Origin of the sequence: Marinomonas sp. SBI8L, from assembly GCF_001624705.1 — a bacterium.
Taxonomy (GTDB): Bacteria; Pseudomonadota; Gammaproteobacteria; order Pseudomonadales; family Marinomonadaceae; genus Marinomonas.
On sequence record NZ_JSEO01000012.1, the window covers coordinates 65391 to 83578 of the forward strand.

Annotated in this window: 18 protein-coding genes; 14 read left to right on the plus strand and 4 right to left on the minus strand. The window is 40.8% G+C overall.

Annotated elements, in window-relative coordinates:
• Positions 1-15: 15 nt before the first annotated feature.
• The gene (locus OA91_RS17380) at positions 16-870 is read left to right on the plus strand and encodes a DMT family transporter (RefSeq protein WP_063339283.1); all 855 of its coding nucleotides are present in this window, start codon (positions 16-18) and stop codon (positions 868-870) included.
• Positions 871-889: 19 nt separating this feature from the next.
• Here the strand turns inward: OA91_RS17380 and OA91_RS17385 are convergent, their stop codons facing one another.
• Together OA91_RS17385 and OA91_RS17390 are read right to left on the minus strand one after the other, a co-directional pair.
• On the minus strand, positions 890-1789 hold the full coding sequence (locus OA91_RS17385; RefSeq protein WP_063339284.1) for a DMT family transporter: 900 nt from the start codon (positions 1787-1789) through the stop codon (positions 890-892).
• A 42-nt stretch (positions 1790-1831) separates the two neighbouring features.
• Positions 1832-2572, minus strand: a complete 741-nt coding sequence (locus OA91_RS17390; protein WP_063339285.1) for a MipA/OmpV family protein — start codon at positions 2570-2572, stop codon at positions 1832-1834.
• A 275-nt stretch (positions 2573-2847) separates the two neighbouring features.
• Between OA91_RS17390 and rpsF the strand changes: the two genes are divergently transcribed.
• The 6 genes from rpsF to OA91_RS17420 all read left to right on the plus strand — a co-directional run bounded on the left by rpsF (position 2848) and on the right by OA91_RS17420 (position 8095).
• Positions 2848-3255, plus strand: a complete 408-nt coding sequence (gene rpsF / locus OA91_RS17395) for a 30S ribosomal protein S6 (RefSeq protein WP_046015138.1) — start codon at positions 2848-2850, stop codon at positions 3253-3255.
• 22 nt (positions 3256-3277) lie between these two features.
• The gene (rpsR, locus tag OA91_RS17400; protein ID WP_009835471.1) at positions 3278-3508 is read left to right on the plus strand and encodes a 30S ribosomal protein S18; all 231 of its coding nucleotides are present in this window, start codon (positions 3278-3280) and stop codon (positions 3506-3508) included.
• Positions 3509-3529: 21 nt separating this feature from the next.
• Positions 3530-4384: a hypothetical protein gene (locus OA91_RS17405; protein ID WP_063339286.1), complete on the plus strand. Its 855-nt coding sequence runs from the start codon at positions 3530-3532 to the stop codon at positions 4382-4384.
• Between the two features lie 28 nt (positions 4385-4412).
• Positions 4413-4856 (plus strand): 50S ribosomal protein L9, encoded by a 444-nt coding sequence (gene rplI, locus OA91_RS17410; RefSeq protein WP_046015140.1) that lies wholly within the window; start codon positions 4413-4415, stop codon positions 4854-4856.
• Positions 4857-5009: 153 nt separating this feature from the next.
• A complete protein-coding gene (gene dnaB / locus OA91_RS17415) occupies positions 5010-6386 on the plus strand; it encodes a replicative DNA helicase (RefSeq protein ID WP_063339287.1) in 1377 nt (458 codons plus the stop codon).
• Positions 6387-6532: 146 nt separating this feature from the next.
• A complete protein-coding gene (locus OA91_RS17420) occupies positions 6533-8095 on the plus strand; it encodes a methyl-accepting chemotaxis protein (protein ID WP_063339357.1) in 1563 nt (520 codons plus the stop codon).
• 97 nt (positions 8096-8192) lie between these two features.
• On the opposite strand, the gene bioA is transcribed toward OA91_RS17420, so the two are convergent.
• Positions 8193-9506, minus strand: a complete 1314-nt coding sequence (gene bioA, locus OA91_RS17425; RefSeq protein ID WP_197477836.1) for an adenosylmethionine--8-amino-7-oxononanoate transaminase — start codon at positions 9504-9506, stop codon at positions 8193-8195.
• A 79-nt stretch (positions 9507-9585) separates the two neighbouring features.
• Positions 9586-9894 (minus strand): ComF family protein, encoded by a 309-nt coding sequence (locus OA91_RS24330; protein ID WP_157203863.1) that lies wholly within the window; start codon positions 9892-9894, stop codon positions 9586-9588.
• Between the two features lie 474 nt (positions 9895-10368).
• On the opposite strand from OA91_RS24330, the gene bioB reads away from it, so the two are divergent.
• The 7 genes from bioB (at position 10369) to OA91_RS17465 (ending at position 18184) form a co-directional block, all read left to right on the plus strand.
• A complete protein-coding gene (bioB, locus tag OA91_RS17435) occupies positions 10369-11424 on the plus strand; it encodes a biotin synthase BioB (protein ID WP_046015144.1) in 1056 nt (351 codons plus the stop codon).
• Positions 11425-11433: 9 nt separating this feature from the next.
• Positions 11434-12621, plus strand: a complete 1188-nt coding sequence (gene bioF, locus OA91_RS17440; protein WP_063339290.1) for an 8-amino-7-oxononanoate synthase — start codon at positions 11434-11436, stop codon at positions 12619-12621.
• 6 nt (positions 12622-12627) lie between these two features.
• Positions 12628-13425 (plus strand): alpha/beta fold hydrolase, encoded by a 798-nt coding sequence (locus OA91_RS17445; protein WP_063339291.1) that lies wholly within the window; start codon positions 12628-12630, stop codon positions 13423-13425.
• Positions 13415-14212 carry a methyltransferase domain-containing protein gene (locus OA91_RS17450; RefSeq protein WP_063339292.1) on the plus strand — a complete coding sequence of 266 codons (798 nt, stop codon included), beginning with the start codon at positions 13415-13417 and terminating at the stop codon, positions 14210-14212. The genes OA91_RS17445 and OA91_RS17450 overlap by 11 nt, the downstream gene beginning before the upstream one ends.
• A complete protein-coding gene (bioD, locus tag OA91_RS17455) occupies positions 14213-14893 on the plus strand; it encodes a dethiobiotin synthase (RefSeq protein ID WP_063339293.1) in 681 nt (226 codons plus the stop codon). It begins immediately after the preceding gene.
• A gap of 193 nt (positions 14894-15086) precedes the next feature.
• A complete protein-coding gene (locus OA91_RS17460; protein WP_063339294.1) occupies positions 15087-17822 on the plus strand; it encodes a response regulator in 2736 nt (911 codons plus the stop codon).
• Between the two features lie 2 nt (positions 17823-17824).
• Positions 17825-18184, plus strand: coding sequence for a response regulator (locus OA91_RS17465; RefSeq protein ID WP_063339295.1), 360 nt, complete (start codon positions 17825-17827; stop codon positions 18182-18184).
• The last annotated feature ends 4 nt before the right edge of the window (positions 18185-18188 follow it).

The following is an 18188-nucleotide window of genomic DNA, read 5'->3' on the forward strand; positions in this document are numbered from 1 at the left end:
GTTTGGAGTTAACTTTTGAAACAGAGCCTTTTAGCTAAAGGGGTACTGGCTACCTTGGCTTATGCCTTTATTATGTCTGTTACCAGCTTGGTAGCTAAGCTGGTACAAGAAGAGGTGGCAGTTTCTGTATTGGTTTTCTGGCAAAGTGTAATTTGTGTTCTGCTATTGTTGCCTCAACAAAAAGGATATTGGAAGCGACATCCGATCAATATATGGAAGACACACTTCTTTCGGAGTATTTCTGGCTTTTTAGGTTTTTACTTTTTTTATCTTGCGATAAATCACATTCCTCTAGTCGAAGCTTCTATGCTGAGGGCATGTGCTCCCTTATGTGTTCCTATTGTTGTCTTATTAATTCATAAAATAAGAGTGCCTAGTTCTCGCTGGCTGCCTTTATTATTGGGCTTTATAGGGGTGGCTTTGATTATAAAGCCGACACCTAATCAGTTTGACCCTTGGCAACTTGTTGGTTTTCTTTCTGCTATTGGTTTAGCGCTTTCCATGGTAACAACTCGTATGTTGTCTAAAAATGTTAGGCCAAAAGAAACCATGACAATATACTTCCTGATTTCGGCTTGCCTATCTTTGCTTTTGTCTCTGTATGATGGTGTAAGTTTAACTTTGCCGCTTCATCTCATTCCGCATGTCATGATAGTTGGCCTAACCTTGTATTTTGCTATGTATCTTTACACTCTGGCTTATGGGTTTGCACCTGCCAGTATAGTGTCGCCAGTAAGCTATATTGGAGTGGTGTTTAGCGGTTTATGGGGAATGTTAATTTGGGGGCATGTGCCTGATCTGTTTGCTATTTCAGGCATGTTGTTGATTTTTTCGAGCGTCCTTTTGACGACTTATTTATCAAGTCGTTAAGTTTAGTGTTCGTTCATTACTATGTTTGAGATTTTGCTCTGCGAAGGTTTTGAGCACTAAGTCCGAGAAGAATACAAACTAACCCTATTATTGTTGAGCTTTGAATGGTTTCGCCCGCAAATTGTGACAACCAGAAAATAGAAAGTATGGGGGACAGGAAAATAAAGTTGGCAATACGACTGGCTTTATCTGTCAGTTTAAGCGCTTGGTTCCAAAGGACAAAAGTAATCCCCATTTCAAATAAACCTATATAAAAAGCGCCTAAAATCCCCTCTATAGGCCAGTTTGTGAGGTTTCCGTTTGCCCAGCAATAAATGAAAATCATAGGAATGGCGAAGGCAAAGTTTAGCGTAAGCCCGATTAAACTAGGTCGAGTATCCTTGGTGTTAAATAGCCAGTACAGAGCCCAGATAATGGTGCTCAGTAAGGCTAGTAAAACGCCAGTTAAGTTACCAAAGTTTAAGCTTAGAGGGTGTCCTTGAGTTGCAATAACAAGAACGCCAAAATAGCAACAAAGGGCAGCAACTATGTCGTTTGACGTTAGCCTTTGTTTCATTATGGGGACGGCCAGAAGGCTAAGCATGATTGCCCAAGTGTAATTAATTGCTTGAGCTTCTTGAGCCGGCAGTAAATCATAAGCGGCCAGTAAGATTAGATAGTAAATAAATGGATTAATCGCGCCAAAAAAAAGTGAGCTCTTGTAGCTTTTTTGAGCTTCATGAATTAATAGATGAGCTTGTTTTTTGATTAGAACCAATGTCAGTAAAAAAATGAACGAGGTGATGCTCGCAATTAAAAGAAGCTGAGCTGGCTCTAAATGTTTTAAAGAAATGCTAAAGGCCGTTGCAACGGTTGACCAAAAGAAGACAGAAATAAGGCCGTATATTACGGCCTTTTGGTTGTTATTTTGTACAGGCATAAGTTCAAAACGTTGAGTTGGCTAAATGGTTGTAAAAATCAGTTAAAAACGAGCAAAAGCCCCTAAACTGATTGCGTTGCTAGTGTCATCTTCGACGATAGGGCTGTCGGTAATGTCATTGTAGCGGTTGTGCGTTAGTTTAAGGTTTAAGAAGGCTGTTTTTGTCATTGGGAAGTTCATCGCTAGAGAAAAGCTAACTTTTTGAGTGCTGCCTGAATTATATGCAGCGATATTTCCGCCTGTTCTATCAGATTCTGCTTGGCTTATGCCATAGATATGGTTGCTGAGCTTTTTGTCTAAGTAACGGTATGAAATAGCGGGAGAAACACCAATTTCATTTACTTTTAATCTTAGTTTTGCTGTGACTTCCCCAAAAAAACCATCATGTTCACCTAATACATCTTGCCCTGCTTTAAATGTGACTGGGCCAATTCTGTATGCGGCAACTGTCATAAGGGTTAAATCTCTATCATCTAGTTTTTGTACATCGGCATTGTCTGAGTCATCAGGGTCATAATTTTCATTCTCAAGACTTAGGCCAAAACTAATATTTTGGAATGATTGTAAAGGGAGAAGTCGATATCCCAATTCTATCCCTTGAAAATAAACGTGCTCTCCTTGATACACAACTAATGGCCAAACTTGTGTTTCTTCATCAGTATCAAGGTGAACTGATGAGCTAGTCGTTGCAATTGCGCCAAGAGTCCAAGGGGGAATTGTCTGTGCCATAGCTGAAGATGACGCAACTAGACTGATTAAGGCAAGCTTGGGTAGATATCTCATGAAAAGATCCTTTTCTTCAGTATGTTTAGGCTGTTTTAAAAATTTTGAGCATAGTCCCAGAAAATCGCTCATTAATATAGGCTTAAACTGTCAAAAAATAAGCAATCTTTCAATCAAATCTCACAGATTTCATAATAAGCAGGCATTACCCAAGATTCTGGCTAGGTTTTTTAAGATCTGTGTTATATAATGCGCCACCCCGTAAATCATACACTCCTTGTCTCACAGCTTTTAACGGGGGAGCTTCGGAGACTAAGAACCCATAAGGAGCTTCAATGCGTCATTATGAAATCGTCTTTCTGGTTCATCCAGATCAAAGCGAACAAGTTCCAGCGATGGTTGAGCGTTACACTAACCTAATCACTGAAGATGGTGGTCAAGTACACCGTCTAGAAGATTGGGGTCGCCGCCAATTAGCTTACCCAATTAACAAAATTCACAAAGCTCACTATGTTCTTATGAACATCGAAGCTTCTGAAGCTGTTATGTCTGAATTAAACGACACTTTCCGCTACAACGATGCAATCATCCGTAACTTGGTGATCCGTCGTAAAGGTGCGGTAACTGAAGTTTCTCCAATTAAAGCTGCTGAAAGCCGTGAAGACCGTCGCGCACCACGCGAAGAGCGTCAAGAACGTACAGAAGCTGTTGAAACACCTGCTGAAGAAAAATCTGCAGAGTAATTTATTAATTTAGGAGATCCTCATGGCTCGTTTTTTCCGTCGTCGTAAGTTCTGCCGTTTTACAGCAGAAGGTACCGTTGAGATCGATTACAAAGATCTAGACACACTTAAAGGTTATGTTACTGAAACTGGTAAAATTGTACCTAGCCGTATTACTGGCACTAAGGCACGTTACCAGCGTCAGCTAGCGACCGCTATCAAACGCGCTCGCTACATCGCACTATTGCCATACACTGATAGCCACTTCAACTAAGAATGTGGTTTTAAGTACCTAATGAGTAAATTAGCGCAATGGGTAATGAATCGCCGAATGAATGCCATTATTGGCGTCGCGGCGTTTAGTGCCATTCCTTTACTTGTTTTTATAGCCGGTGCAATTCAAGGCTTGGTGGTACTTAGAAAAGGTGTTGCAGAAGGCATATCTGTATTTGCGTGGGGAGGTCTAACAGCCTTATTGCTGTGGGTCTTTCAAGGTGATGCGACGACCATTTTAATATTGGTTCAAGCTGCCTTATTTAGTTATGTGTTAAGAACTACCGTGTCCTGGGGGGCTTTGTTTGTAATAGCAGTGGTAATTGCTGTTGTTAACGTTTTTGCGCTCCCTTTGCTCATGTCTGGTGTGCTCGATCTTCTTCTTGAGATGATGAAAGAGTTGTTTTCCCAGATGAAGGTGACAGGTGTAAGTGATGAGAGCTTGTATCAAGAACTTGTCGTTTCTATGTCTGTGGCACAAATGTGTATATCAATTGCGGCTGTTTTCCTTGCTAGGAGTTGGCAGTCAAAGTTATATAACCCAGGTGGTTTGGCAAAAGAATTTTTGCAGTTAAGGTTGGCTTTGCCATTAACATTAACATTTGCAGTGATGGTTCTTTTAGGCGAAAGCTTGGGTGAATCATTTCAGTTTCTTGCTCACATAGTTATTCCTATTTTTGTCCTTGTAGGGCTAGCGTTAGTACATGGTGTGTTTGCGAAAAAGAATATTGGGAAAGTTGGGTTGATTGCTTTTTACCTAGTAGGATTGTTTATATTAAACGCTTATATCGTCAATATACTGATTGTATTGGTTATTGTTGATAGTTTTGTTGATATTCGCAGTCGTATTTCTGGTGCAGCGCCCACTTCTGACTAAAGCTAATGATTATTTAGAGGTGATCGAGATGAATGTGATTCTACTCGACAAAGTAACTAAGCTAGGTGGTATCGGTGACCAAGTTGTCGTAAAACCAGGCTATGCTCGTAACTTTTTGATTCCGAACAAAAAAGCTGTAATGGCAACGAAAGCTAACATTGCAACTTTTGAAGAGCGTCGTGCTGAGCTAGAAGCTCAAGCTGCAGAACGTACTGCTGCTGCGCAAGCACGTGCTGAACAATTGAATGGTAAAACTTTCACAATCGAAGCAAATGCTGGTGATGAAGGTAAACTATTCGGTTCTATCGGTACTCGCGATATCGCTGACGTGATCTCTGCTACTGCAGAAGTATCTAAGTCAGAAGTACGTCTACCAGAAGGCGCTATTCGCCACACTGGTTCTTTTGAAGTTGACGTTCAACTACACTCTGAAGTAGTTGCAACTGTTACTTTGGAAGTTGTTGCTCAGTAATCGTTGAGATTCTGAATAACAGACTGCAAAATAGGGCAGCTGACGTTTCGTCAGTTGCCCTTTTTTATGGTGTTTTTATATGAAGAGCAATTTACTTTTAATATAAGGTGAGTTGTTTTGTGATTAAGCTGATTATTACTTAATGGTGTAGATTTGGAAAATTCAGATGTGAGTGCAATAAAGTTGCCGCCTTATTCGGTTGAGGCTGAGCGTTCTGTTGTGGGTGGCTTAATGCTTGACCCAAATGCATGGGATAAAGTATCTGAATTGGTTGTATCTGATGACTTTTATCGTCCAGAGCATAAACAAATTTTTGCCGTTATCGCAAAGCTTGCTGATGAATCTGAGCCTATTGATGTTGTTACCATAGGCGAAAAGCTAGATAAGCGTGGTGAGCTTGAAGATGTCGGTGGGATGACTTATCTCATCGAGATGGCTGAGGCGACACCTAGTTCGGCTAACATTGCAAGCTACGCGGATATTGTACGTGAGCGCTCAGTATTAAGACGTTTGATTACCACAACGAATGAGATTTCTACCCGAGCCTTTCATCCTGAAGGTTTAACTGCTGCAGAAGTGTTAGATGAAGCTGAGCGTAAAATCTTCCAAATTGCTGAGGGTGGTGATAAGAAGGGTGGGCCGCGAATTGCGTCAGATATCTTAAGTGCTACCGTGGATAAGATTGATGAGCTTTACCATCAAGAGGGTGCAATTACGGGATTGAGTACTGGTTTTACCGATCTCGATGATATGACGTCAGGGCTACAAAAGTCGGATTTGGTTATCGTGGCGGGTCGTCCTTCCATGGGTAAAACAACCTTTGCGATGAATTTGGTTGAAAATGCCGCCATGATTACTGATATGCCTGTTATTGTATTTAGTTTGGAGATGCCCTCCGAACAGCTGATGATGCGTATGCTTTCTTCTTTGGGGCGAATTGATCAAACGCGCATGCGTTCTGGTCAGTTGTTGCAAGAAGATTGGGATAAGCTTATGTCTGCAGTAAAAATGTTAAAAGACAGAAAGTTATTTATTGATGATACCGCCGGCATTAGTCCGACGGAGATGCGTTCTCGGGTTAGGCGAATCGCACGTGAACATGGTGATGGTAAGGTGGCCCTGATCATGATCGATTACCTTCAATTGATGCAGATTCCTGGCTATAGCGAAGGGCGTACCAATGAGATCTCTGAGATTTCTCGTTCCTTAAAAGCCATTGCGAAAGAAATGGAGTGCCCTGTGATAGCGCTTTCTCAGCTTAACCGAAGCTTGGAGAATAGACCAAATAAGCGCCCAGTTAACTCGGACTTGCGTGAGTCTGGAGCGATCGAGCAGGATGCGGACATTATTTCATTTGTATATCGTGATGAGGTTTATAACGAAGACACGCCTTATAAAGGGGTTGCTGAAATCATTATTGGTAAACAGCGTAACGGTCCGATTGGTACATGTCGTTTGTCATTTGTTGGTAAGTTCACCCGTTTCGAAGATCTATCTCCCGATGCATATCAAGATTTTGATGATGAATAAGGAAAAAGATTGGCAATATACGTTTTTTTTAGTAAAGCGATATTGATTTATCTAGCTTAGTTAATGGTTTAGAATTATTTTAATGTGAAGAGAATAACGCCCTTTTAAATATGGGTGATCATAATAAAATAATATCGAGAAAACTTATGCGTAAGATGTCAGCGACAAACAAAGAAACGGCTTTCCCTGCTGATTATGTGCTTGTTTCTAGTACAGATATTAAGGGAAAAATCACCTTCGTAAATGACGAATTCTGTGAAATAGCAGGTTACTCTAGAGAAGAGTTGATGGATCAGCCACATAACTTGATTCGTCATCCTGATGTGCCTCCGGCTGTTTTTGCCGATATGTGGGCTAATCTAAAGAAAGGAAACTGCTGGCTTGGTATTGTTAAGAACCGTTCAAAAAACGGTGACCATTATTGGGTGAGTGCTCATGTAAGCCCTTTGATTGATAATGGTAGTGTTATTGGTTATGAATCTGTGCGTCGTAAAGCGACAGCAGCAGAAGCCCTGCATGCTCAAGGTCTTTACGACAGAGTAAATAAAGGGAAACCTATTGTTCCTAACTCTGTTAAATTAGCCTCTTTTTTCCAATCAAGTTTTATTCCTTCAATTTTATCTTTGCTTGTCCTCATTTTGATCAGTCTTGGGACTGGTGTTGTTTGGGCGCAGGTTGCTGGTGTGATTGCTGGTGCAATTGGTTTATTTGCTGTACTTCAACAGCGCACAGGTTTGGATGAAAGTTTAAAGGCAATTCCAGTAGAGTCTCATAATGTGGTTGGGCAGTATTTATATTGTAAAAGGGTAGGTGCGAAAGCGGCTTTAAGTTTTGCTCAGCTACACCAGGAAGCTGCAAGAAATACCTTCCGCCATAGATTGTTAGAAAGTTCGAAAAACCTTACTGTGCGTGCTAGTACAGTTAAAAATGGTGTGTCAGTGAACCTTAAAGGGTTTGCTCTGCAAAATAGTAAATTCGATGCGGTTGCTGCTGGTGGCGCACAAATGCTATCCAGTATTCAAGAGGTAGCACAAAATGTTAATGCTGCAGCTGAAGCAACAGAGTCAGTATGTGCAGAAACACGAAGTAGTCAGACATTGGCAGAAGAGACTGGTAGTACAATACGTCAGGTTTATAGTGAAATTAATGACGCTAAAAAAGTAGTCGATGTTTTGGCGAAAGAGAGTGATACCATTAATGAGGTGGTGAACTCTATCAGTGATATTGCAGAACAAACCAACTTACTTGCTTTGAATGCTGCAATTGAAGCGGCACGTGCAGGTGAAGCGGGTCGTGGTTTTGCTGTCGTCGCTGATGAGGTGCGAGCATTGGCAACTCGAACTCAGCAAGCGACTCAGAATATCAATCAAATGACTGAAGAGCTTAAGCGAAATACAGAAGCTGTGTTAAAGACAATTGATCAAGGGACAGAGGTTGCTAAGCAAGGTGTTGATCGTATTGAGCAAGTGGCCTTGAATATGACATCAATTGAAGAAGCTATTATGAAAATAGTTGATATGACTTCTCAAATTAATGTAGCTGCTCATCAGCAGGAGCAAGTGGCAGAAAGCTTGAATCTACAAATGGGTGAAGTAACTGAATTAAACAGTAAGAGTATCGGACGAGCTGAAAACTCGGTTGCTGCTATTACAGCTATTGAAGAAGAAGTTTATGAGCAAGTGAACCTAGCTGAGCGTTTTAAAGGCTAATTTAACCTGTCATAAGATTGATAAAAAAGCCCTGAGCTAATTTTTGGCTCAGGGCTTTTTTGATTAAATGAATTACTCGAAAATTATCGAGAGGGAATTATTTATTGAGTTTTGCTAGTACATTGAAGATTGCTGATCCTAGTTTGTCTAGATCTGCTTTTTGGGCAACAAAAGGAGGCATTAGGTAAACGAGCTTTCCAAAAGGTCTTACCCAAACCCCTTCGTCAACCAACATAGGTTGGATGATTTTTTGATTGACGGCTTCTTTTAGTTCAACCACGCCAATGGCACCAAGGCAACGAACGTCAGCGACATTATCAAGCTCTCTGCAAGCTTCTAGGGCAGAATGTAAGTTGCTTTCTACATTGCCAATTAAGGCTTCAAGGTCGTACTCCATCAAAAGCTCAAGGCTTGCATTGGCTGCACTGCATGCAAGGGCGTTACCCATAAAGGTTGGGCCATGCATGAAAACACCATCATTATCGCTTATGCCAAGAGCAACCTTGTCGTTGGTTAGAGTGGCTGCCAGCGAGCAGTTACCACCCGTTAGTGCTTTGCCGACACACATGATATCTGGGCTAACATTGGCGTGGTCGCAAGCGAACATCTTACCTGTGCGACCAAAGCCAGTTGCTATTTCATCCAGAATAAAAAGAATCTCAAACTCTTCACAAAGGGCTTGTATTTCGGTGAGGTATGCAGGGTTGTAAAAACGCATTCCTCCTGCGTTTTGTACAACGGGTTCAAGAATGAAACCTGCAATTTTTTCACCTGATTCTTTAAAGAGAGTGCGTATCTCATTTAGGTAAGTAGGGTCAACTTCTTTCTCTAAACCTGCAGGTGGTGGGCTCACGAAGTGTTGTGGTGTGAGGGCTTGATTAAATAGGCCGTGCATACCATTGACGGGATCACACACAGACATGGCGGCAAAAGTGTCTCCATGGTAGCCGCTTCTTGGGGTAGCGAATTTTTGTTTATTCGGTTTGCCTTGAGTGTGCCAATACTGAATTGCCATTTTCAAAGCAACTTCGACAGAGACTGAACCTGAGTCGCTAAAGAATACCCGCTCCAGTCCTTCTGGGCTTAGATGTATTAACTTTTGACCAAGCTCGATGGCGGGTTGATGAGTTAAACCGCCAAACATGACATGAGAGAAGTTGTCGATTTGAGTTTTCATTGCTTGGCTTATTCTAGGGTGGTTATAACCGTGAATAACACTCCACCATGATGCCGTGCCGTCAATTAAGTATCGACCATCTGCTAGTTGAATTTGCATGCCTTGGGCTTTTTCAACTAGGTAATGGGCAATGGGTGTGCTCATTGAGGTGTAGGGGTGCCATAGCAGCTGTTTATCAAGTTCGACTAGCTCTGAGTGCTGATCTTTGTTTGCTGTTTGGATGGGAGCTGTCATTAGTGTGCGCCTTCTCATGCTGATTTTATCTGGGCAATCTTAGCGAAACTCTTTTGACTGAGCTAGTCACAAAAATCTATTAGTTGCTTTCGTCTCCCTTTGCAGGTGTTCTCGCTAGGCTCCATACATCGACTTTTGTTGCGCCTGCCTCTTTTAATTTTGTGATGCACGCATCTATGGTTGAGCCTGTGGTGATGACATCATCAAATAAAGCTACATGGGAAGGAACTTCACTTGGGCAGTGAAAGCTTTTAGGTTTGAGTTTGTGCCTTTGCGACTTGTTTAGATCGTGTTGAGGTGCGGTGTCCAGCGTTTTTTCTAGCAGTTTGTTTGATAAAGGAAGGTCTATGGCGAGCTGAGCTAATAGGTTGCGACTTAGTAGTGTCATATGACAGAAGCCTCTTTGGCGCACTCTGTTTATATGGCTAGGAACTGGGATAAGTGCTTGAGGCCATGGTTTGCTGTTTGCTTGATAATGGTCTTGTAGTGTTTGAGCTAAGAAGTGGCATAAAACCTGAGTGTTTTGATATTTACTTGAAAACTTGAGTCCAGTTATCAGGGTTTTTGTGTGTCCTTGATAAACGAGCGGGCTAAGCAGCTGGTTATATTGAGGTGGCTTTTTCTGGCATTCTCCACATAAGTTTATGGGCTTAGATGTTGGCAGTTTACAAGTTTGACAGTGTTGCTCGTTGAAGAAAAAACCATTCAAACAATTTTTGCAAATGAGTTGAGTTGATTTAATTTGGCAGAAGAAACAGCGATCTAAAAAATGTCGGTAGTAAACTTGTGATATTTTTTGGGTTGACAGAAAAGACCAGTCCATTAGTATTGCTATCCTTGCAATCATTTATTTGGGGAAACCATGTCTGCCACAAACCTTTTCGAAGCGAAACATAATTGGACTCATGCTGAGGTGCAAGCCTTATTTGATCTTCCTTTTATGGATCTATTATTTCAAGCGCAAACTGTTCATAGGCAGAACTTCAAACATAATGAGGTACAAGTTAGTACCTTGCTATCTATTAAAACAGGTGCGTGCCCTGAAGATTGTAAATATTGCCCTCAAAGTGGTCACTACAATACTGAGCTTGAAAAAGAAAAGCTAATGGAAGTGGAAAAGGTATTGCAAGAAGCAAACCTGGCTAAAGAAAAAGGCGCAACACGTTTTTGTATGGGGGCTGCGTGGAAGCACCCTTCTGAAAAAGATTTTCCATATGTATTGGAAATGATTAAAGGTGTTAAAAAGTTAGGCCTTGAATCTTGCGTAACGTTAGGAACGTTGAACGATAAACAAGCGGCTATGTTATCTGAAGTCGGCCTTGATTATTATAACCATAACTTAGACACCTCAGCTGAGTATTACAACAGCATTATTACAACACGCTCGTATCAAGACCGTTTAGACACTTTGGATCGTGTTCGCGATTCGGGAATCAAACTATGTTGTGGCGGTATTATGGGAATGGGCGAAGAACAAAATGATCGTATTAGCCTATTGCGCCAACTATCTGAAATGAAGCCACACCCAGAGAGTGTACCGATTAATATGCTTGTTAAAGTAGAAGGTACACCTATGGAAAATGTAGAAGATTTAGATAACTTTGAGTTTATTCGAACGATAGCGATTGCACGCATCATGATGCCAAAATCACATGTGCGTTTATCTGCGGGTCGTGAAGGTATGAATGAGCAGATGCAAGCTTTGTGTTTCATGGCTGGCGCAAACTCTATCTTTTATGGTGAGAAGTTATTAACAACACCTAACCCAGAAGCCCATAAAGATATGCAGCTATTTAATAAGCTGGGTATCAACGCGGAGACTCGCGAAGAGCACTCTGATGAAGAGCAGACGGAAGCGATTCTAGCGGATGTGCAAGCACATCAAGAATCAAAAGTATTCTATGATGCTGCAAAGTAGAGTGAGCTTATGTCGACTAGTCCTGATTGGGTGCTTGCAGCATTAGAAGAGCGAAGAAAACAGGCCTTATTTCGTCATACTGTTATTATGGAAGGTGCTCAAGTGCCTTCCATAGAAATTAATAAAAATGCCTATCTGGCATTTTGTTCTAATGATTACCTAGGTTTATCTAATCATCCTAACATGGTGAAAGCCATGTATGAATCCGCACAGCGCTATGGTGTTGGAAGTGGGGCATCACACTTAGTTAATGGCCATAATCGCGAACACCAAAGCCTTGAAGAAGAGTTAGCTGATTGGTTAGGTTATGACAGGGTGATGCTTTTTAGCACAGGTTATATGGCTAACTTAGGTGTGATTGCGGCGTTCGCTGGTAAAGATAATGGCGTAGTACAAGATAAACTTAATCATGCATCCCTTATTGATGGTGCTCAGTTAGCTGGGGCTAAAATGAGGCGCTATCTTCATTCAGACCTGGTATCTGCTCAAAAAACGCTATCTCGCTTTACCCAAGATCAAACAAAATCCACCATTTTAGCAACAGATGGTATTTTTAGTATGGATGGTGACAGGGCTCCATTAGCTGGGCTTGCCTCTTTGTGTGAACAAGAAAATGCGCTTTTAATGGTGGATGATGCACATGGCTTAGCTTGTTGTGGGGAAACTGGGCGTGGCTCCATGGAGCTTGAAGGTGTTACGCCAGATGACGTTCCGCTATTAGTGGGAACATTTGGTAAAGCGTTTGGTACTGCTGGGGCTTTTGTGGCTTGTTCTCATGACTTTGCAGACTATCTTACTCAGTTTTCTCGTCCATATATTTATACGACAGCTATGTCTCCTGCTATTGTTGGAGCGACAAGGGCAAGTTTAAGCATAATAAAAAGTGATGAAGGTCTAATGCTTAGGCAAAAATTGGCTGCTAATATAGCTTTTTTTAGACAAGCTGTTGAGCAACTACCTATAACCTTATGTGAATCGGAAACTGCGATTCAGCCTATTTTGGTTGGTGATAGTGAGCTGGCATTAAGTTTGAGTGAATCTTTGAAGAAAAGTGGTATTTGGTGTACTGCCATTCGCCCTCCAACTGTACCTCAGGGGAGTGCAAGATTGCGTATCACTCTCTCTTCACAACATAGTTTTGATCAAATCTCACACTTGGTTAATAGCTTGACGTTAGCATTGGCGACAAGGAATTAAAGGTATATGCGTTATCGATTAGAACAAGAATATTTTGGTAACCCTGAGAATCAAGCGATTTTTATTTTGCCTGGTTGGGCTATGCCAAAAGAGTGTTTACATGAGTTGGCTCAAAAGTTAAGTGCTAATCATTATGTTGTTTTAGTGAATTTGCCTGGCATTTCAAGAGATGCTGACTTGATTCAAGATGCCGTTATTGGGCCTAATTATGACATTGATGCCTTAACTGAGCAGTTAGTTGCTGCTGCGCCTAAAGATGCATGGTGGATTGGCTGGTCTTTAGGGGGCATGATTTCAAGTTACGTTGCGGCTCATAGGGCTAGCTGTGTAAAGGGCTTGATCACTATTGCAACGAGCCCCGCTTTCGTTCAAACCCATGATTGGCAGCTCGCTATGCCTTTACAAGATTTTGAAGCTTTTGAGCAGCTCATTGCCAAGGATGCTGCAATGGGTTTAAAACGCTTTATTGCATTACAAACCAAAGGTGGCTTAGAGGCGTCTCGTGTACGTAAGCAATTGGCTAGTTGGGTTGAACCTGGCGTTTATATGTCTTTGGCTTTAGAAGGAGGCTTACGCCTTTTAAAGGATTTGGACGTGAGACGAGAACTGGAAATTCTGGATATGCCAAGTTTGCATATTTTGGGTGAACATGATGCTTTAGTGGACACTAGTTGGCCAAGAATGATCAAAAATGAGTGCGTACCTATCGAATATAAAATACTTGAAGGATGCGCTCATCAGCCATTTTTAGAAGACTTGAACTTGTTATACCCACATATAGAAAACTTTTTGAATGCCCACTAAAAACATTATTCCCTGTTATAAGCAAGAAGTCGCAAAATCTTTTAATAAAGCGGCTTCGACTTACGATGATTTCTCTCAATTTCAAGCTAATGTGTTGATGCATTTAAAAGGTATGTGTCCACAGGATAGATTTAAACTAAGTTTGGATTTAGGTTGTGGCACTGGGAATGCTGCTAGCTTTTTAGATTCCAACTCAGACTATCTTGTTAGCTTTGACTTATCTGTCAATATGCTGCAAAAAAACCAGCAAAAATCACCTGGTAGCTTTGCTGTGTGTGGTGATGCAGAGGCATTGCCTTTTCAAGATAATTGCTTTGATTTTATTTTCTCAAGCTTATCAATACAGTGGTGTGAAAATTTAAAATTGATTGGAAGTGAGGTCTCAAGGGTTTTGCTGCCTAATGGTGATTTTCTGGTTTCTACTTTAGCGCAAGGCTCAATGCCAGAGATTGCTCATTGTTGGCGTCAGGTTGACGGCCATACACATATAAATCACTACCCAAGTTATGATGACTTGGTTGCCCAAATAAGCTCCACTGGGCTTGTGGTTAAGCAGCTTGTATGCGAGCCAATGACTATGTGGTTCGACTCCCCCAAAGAAGCAATTGATTCCCTTAAAAAAGTAGGGGCGAGCGTGTTGGTGGAAGAAGATGAAAGGCAAGTTGTAACGCCAGCATCTTGGCGAGCCTTTCTTAGTGAGTATGAGAAGCTTCGTACCGAAAAAGGTATTCCTTTAACTTATCAGCTTGTTTATCTACATCTTAAAAAAGAACAAAGAGAGAATTAAATGGCAGCTAAAAAACGTTTTTTTATAACGGCAACAGACACTGATGCAGGTAAAACTTTTGTGGCTGCAGGTATTTTGGCTGCGGCAAAGCGTGCAGGTCTTGCTACTATGGGGCTGAAACCTGTTGCTGCTGGTGCTGAATTAGTTGATGGCGTCTTGCGTAATGATGATGCTTTAGCATTAATGGCGCAAACCAGTGTTAAGCTAACTTATGAACAAATTAATCCAGTGTTACTCAAAGAAGCGATAGCGCCTCACATTGCTGCTGAGAATGCAGGTGTTAGTATGTCAGTTGCAAGGCTTGAAGGTGTGATTAAAGGGGCGCTATTAACACCGCATGACTTTGCTCTTGTAGAAGGTGCTGGTGGGTGGCGGGTGCCGCTTAATTCTCGTGAGATGTTATCGGATCTTGCAAAGTCGTTAAATTTCCCTGTTATTCTTGTCGTTAATATGAAGCTAGGCTGTATAAATCATGCCACTTTGTCGGCAGAGGCGATTCAAAGAGATGGGTTGAATTTAGTTGGGTGGGTTGCAAATATGGGAGACTCTATGCCCTATTATGAAGAGAATGTTGCTGCTATAAACTCCATAATTACTGCACCTTTACTTGCTAAGTTAACTCAATACCAAAATGTTGAAGACTCATTTTTAGAGTTTGATAACATCTTGTCCCAACTCTAAATTAAGTGACTTTAATGACTATTTGGTCTTAACTTATGTAGAGACAGTGCCTATTTTTCTCCTATGACATTTTGCTATCTCGCCAAGATGCAATTACCTGTCATATTTTTAGCGATGAAAAAATTTATGAAACTTGTATAGATAGATGTTAGGTGCCAGTAGTCATTTAATTGTCCAATGAAAAGGTTAAGTTATGACGGTAAAGGTTGCTCCAGAAAGTAAGAATTTATCGCGTGTTAAAGTTCCTGTCTTAGTTCCCCTCGCAATTGCTCTAAGTGTTTTATGTACTGCTTTTTATCTAGTTGTATCAAATTTATCTGATGATCATCAAGAAGATAACTTAATCAGTGCCGTAACACGTTTTGATGAGCAAACTTATCAAGTGTCACAGCAGCAAGGTAAGTTGATGCTACATAACTTGCGTTGGATAACCGATCGCTTCACAAGCATGAGAGAGACAGATAGCCGTTTAATTGATGAGCACTTGCAGGAACTCTTTCGAGCTTCTAGGGATTCAATTGATATTAGTCGCATTATGTATGTTTCTCCGAAATTAAAAATATTAGGAGAGGTGTGGGATGAACAAGCGATTTCTCAAGTTGAGAGCTCGGCTGTAACCATGGCCGTAGAAGAGCGGAAGCCAGTCGTTGATCTCGTCCTGTTGGATAATGGCGAGCTTCTGTTGCGGGCTGTAATGCCTGTGATTATGGAAGATCGCCTTAATGGCTATTTAGTAATGGATAAACCGCTTGATAGGTTGGTAAAAAATTTAGCAATAGGCCAAAACATTTACTTATCTATGTTGGTTAATAAAGAAGGGTTGGATATTGAGTCTGTAAAGAGACGTTATCGTATTTACAGTAGGGATTTATCATTTAATCAATTTGGTCAATTTTTATCTGTTAACAACAATAATAGCCTCCTTAATCAAAGTGCTTTCTCTAGTCTTCTAAGTGATTATTATGACGACAATAGAGGTAATGAGATCTACTACGCAACAGATGTTGCTGTTGATAAACGTATTTTTGATGTTGGTATCATCCCTATTTCGAATGTTTCTGGTGATCTTTTCGCTCATTTATTAATTGCTCAGGATACGACAAAGGTAAAACAAGATCTGAAGTTTACTTTAGTGTTAACGGGGGCGCTGGTTAGTGTCATAGTGCTTCTATTATGTGGCTTTTTTTACGTGTTATTAGGGCGTATTGAAAGCCAAATTAATCAAAGTGAAAGCAAGCTTTTGTTGGCAAATGATAAGGCTGAGAAGCATAGGCAGGAAGCTGAACAGAAGAAACTTGAAGCTGAGGAGCTTAAATTACAGGCAGAACAAAGCCGTGATGAAGCTGAGCTTCATCGCCAAGAAGCGGAAGTAAGTCGGGATGATGCTGAGCAAGAGAGGAGAGAGGCTGAAAATGCACGAGCCGAAGCTGTTAAGGCAAATGAGGTTAAATCAGAATTTTTAGCGAAAATGAGTCATGAATTAAGAACGCCTCTAAATGCCATTATTGGTTTGTCAGAGATGATGCATGAGGATGCATTGGAATTTGATGATGAAGATTATGTTGAGCCATTGGACAGAGTTCTAAGAGCTGCTAAGCATCTATTGAACCTTATTAATGATATTTTGGATATTTCAAAAATTGAAGCTGGGAAGATGGAGCTTCACCGAGAAGCATTTGACTTAGAAATGGCGTTAGAAGATGTTTTAGCTTCAATTAAACCTTTGTCAGATAAGAAATCGATTCCTTTGGTTGGTGAATTTGAGGGGCTAGGTGATCACTTTAATGATCAGACGCGCCTGAAGCAAATCTTGCTAAACCTCATGAGTAATGCGGTGAAATTTACTGACGAAGGTTCTGTGAAATTATCTGCCTTTGCTGATGAAACTAATCTTCATATCGCTGTTTCTGATTCTGGTATAGGGATGAATCAGGAGCAATGTGACAATTTATTCCAAGACTTTGTTCAGGTTGACTCCTCCAGCGTAAGAAAGCATCAGGGAACGGGTTTAGGCTTGGCAATCAGTCGTAAATTCGCTCGTATGATGGGGGGCGATATTTTAGTGACCAGTGAAGTTGGTAAAGGCTCAGTGTTTACGTTAACTATTCCACTTGCGCAAGATGAGGTTGCACTAGAATTAAGTGAAGATGAGCAGGTGCGAAATGGCGAATTAAATCCTGATCAAGATGAAGGTGTTACCTCTGTATTAGTGGTTGATGATGATCCAGATATGCATACCTTAATGGCAAGGTATCTATCGGATGATAGGTTTGAGCTTTTCTTTACCAAAGACGGCAAAGAGGCATTGGAAATGGCCCTAGAGCTTAAGCCAGATTTAATTACTTTAGATATTCAAATGCCAGGAATGGATGGTTGGGAAACATTAGCAGAGCTTAAGGCGCATGTGGATTTGTCTCATATTCCTGTTGTGATGGTTTCAGTGGATGATGAAAGGAAAAAAGGTATAGCGCTTGGTGCCAATGATTATTTAGTTAAACCGATTAATGAAAGTGCAATTATACAGGTGGCTGATAGGTTTAAATCTAAATTTAATGGTGAACCTGACAATATTTTGTTGATTAATACCCATGAAAATGACGTGTCTGGTTTAGTTAAGGTATTTGAAGGCGAAGGCTGGCAGATTAATCAGGTGGAAAATGGAAATGAAGCGCTTGAGAGCATGTCGTCAACACCGCCAGATTTAGTTGTTGTTGATTTGATGATACCCAAAACAGATGCTTTTTCTTTATTGGGGCAAATAGAGCAAGACCCAAATTGGTCTGATACTTTTATTTTAGCCATAACATCGAATGATCTTGATGAAGAAGAAAAGCACCTACTTGATCAAAGGGTGGATAAAGTGATGTTGGAAGATGAAATATCAAAGGATGTAGTGATTAATCAAATTAAGAGATTGTTAGGTAGTTAATCATGGCGGCAAAACAGATACTTTATGTAGAAGATAATGAAGATAATATTTATATGCTCAAGAGAAGATTAGAGCGTAAAGGTTATCAAATGCATATCGCCTACACTGGCGAGGAAGGTGTGCAAAAGGTTAAAGAGTTAGAGTTGGATCTTATTTTAATGGATTTAACCTTACCTGGTATTAGTGGTTTTGAGGCAATTGAACAGATACGGCTGACAAATACGAGTCTTCCTATTATTGTGTTGTCAGCCCATGCGATGGATTCTTATATGAACGAATCAACAGCCGCTGGGGCGAATGATTTTGATACAAAGCCTGTGGACCTTAAGCGTCTAATACTAAAAATAGAAAGTTTTATATAGGTGC

Bases quoted from the DNA above. Each gene is read 5' to 3' on its own strand.
- OA91_RS17445 (WP_063339291.1), top strand. From the start codon at position 12,628: ATGCGTTATCGATTAGAACAAGAATATTTTGGTAACCCTGAGAATCAA.
- bioA (WP_197477836.1), bottom strand. From the start codon at position 9,506: ATGACAGCTCCCATCCAAACAGCAAACAAAGATCAGCACTCAGAGCTA.
- OA91_RS17385 (WP_063339284.1), bottom strand. From the start codon at position 1,789: ATGCCTGTACAAAATAACAACCAAAAGGCCGTAATATACGGCCTTATT.
- rpsF (WP_046015138.1), top strand. From the start codon at position 2,848: ATGCGTCATTATGAAATCGTCTTTCTGGTTCATCCAGATCAAAGCGAA.
- OA91_RS17460 (WP_063339294.1), top strand. From the start codon at position 15,087: ATGACGGTAAAGGTTGCTCCAGAAAGTAAGAATTTATCGCGTGTTAAA.
- OA91_RS17450 (WP_063339292.1), top strand. From the start codon at position 13,415: ATGCCCACTAAAAACATTATTCCCTGTTATAAGCAAGAAGTCGCAAAA.
- OA91_RS17390 (WP_063339285.1), bottom strand. From the start codon at position 2,572: ATGAGATATCTACCCAAGCTTGCCTTAATCAGTCTAGTTGCGTCATCT.
- bioF (WP_063339290.1), top strand. From the start codon at position 11,434: ATGTCGACTAGTCCTGATTGGGTGCTTGCAGCATTAGAAGAGCGAAGA.
- bioD (WP_063339293.1), top strand. From the start codon at position 14,213: ATGGCAGCTAAAAAACGTTTTTTTATAACGGCAACAGACACTGATGCA.
- OA91_RS17465 (WP_063339295.1), top strand. From the start codon at position 17,825: ATGGCGGCAAAACAGATACTTTATGTAGAAGATAATGAAGATAATATT.
- bioB (WP_046015144.1), top strand. From the start codon at position 10,369: ATGTCTGCCACAAACCTTTTCGAAGCGAAACATAATTGGACTCATGCT.
- rplI (WP_046015140.1), top strand. From the start codon at position 4,413: ATGAATGTGATTCTACTCGACAAAGTAACTAAGCTAGGTGGTATCGGT.
- OA91_RS17405 (WP_063339286.1), top strand. From the start codon at position 3,530: ATGAGTAAATTAGCGCAATGGGTAATGAATCGCCGAATGAATGCCATT.
- OA91_RS17420 (WP_063339357.1), top strand. From the start codon at position 6,533: ATGCGTAAGATGTCAGCGACAAACAAAGAAACGGCTTTCCCTGCTGAT.
- rpsR (WP_009835471.1), top strand. From the start codon at position 3,278: ATGGCTCGTTTTTTCCGTCGTCGTAAGTTCTGCCGTTTTACAGCAGAA.
- OA91_RS24330 (WP_157203863.1), bottom strand. From the start codon at position 9,894: ATGACACTACTAAGTCGCAACCTATTAGCTCAGCTCGCCATAGACCTT.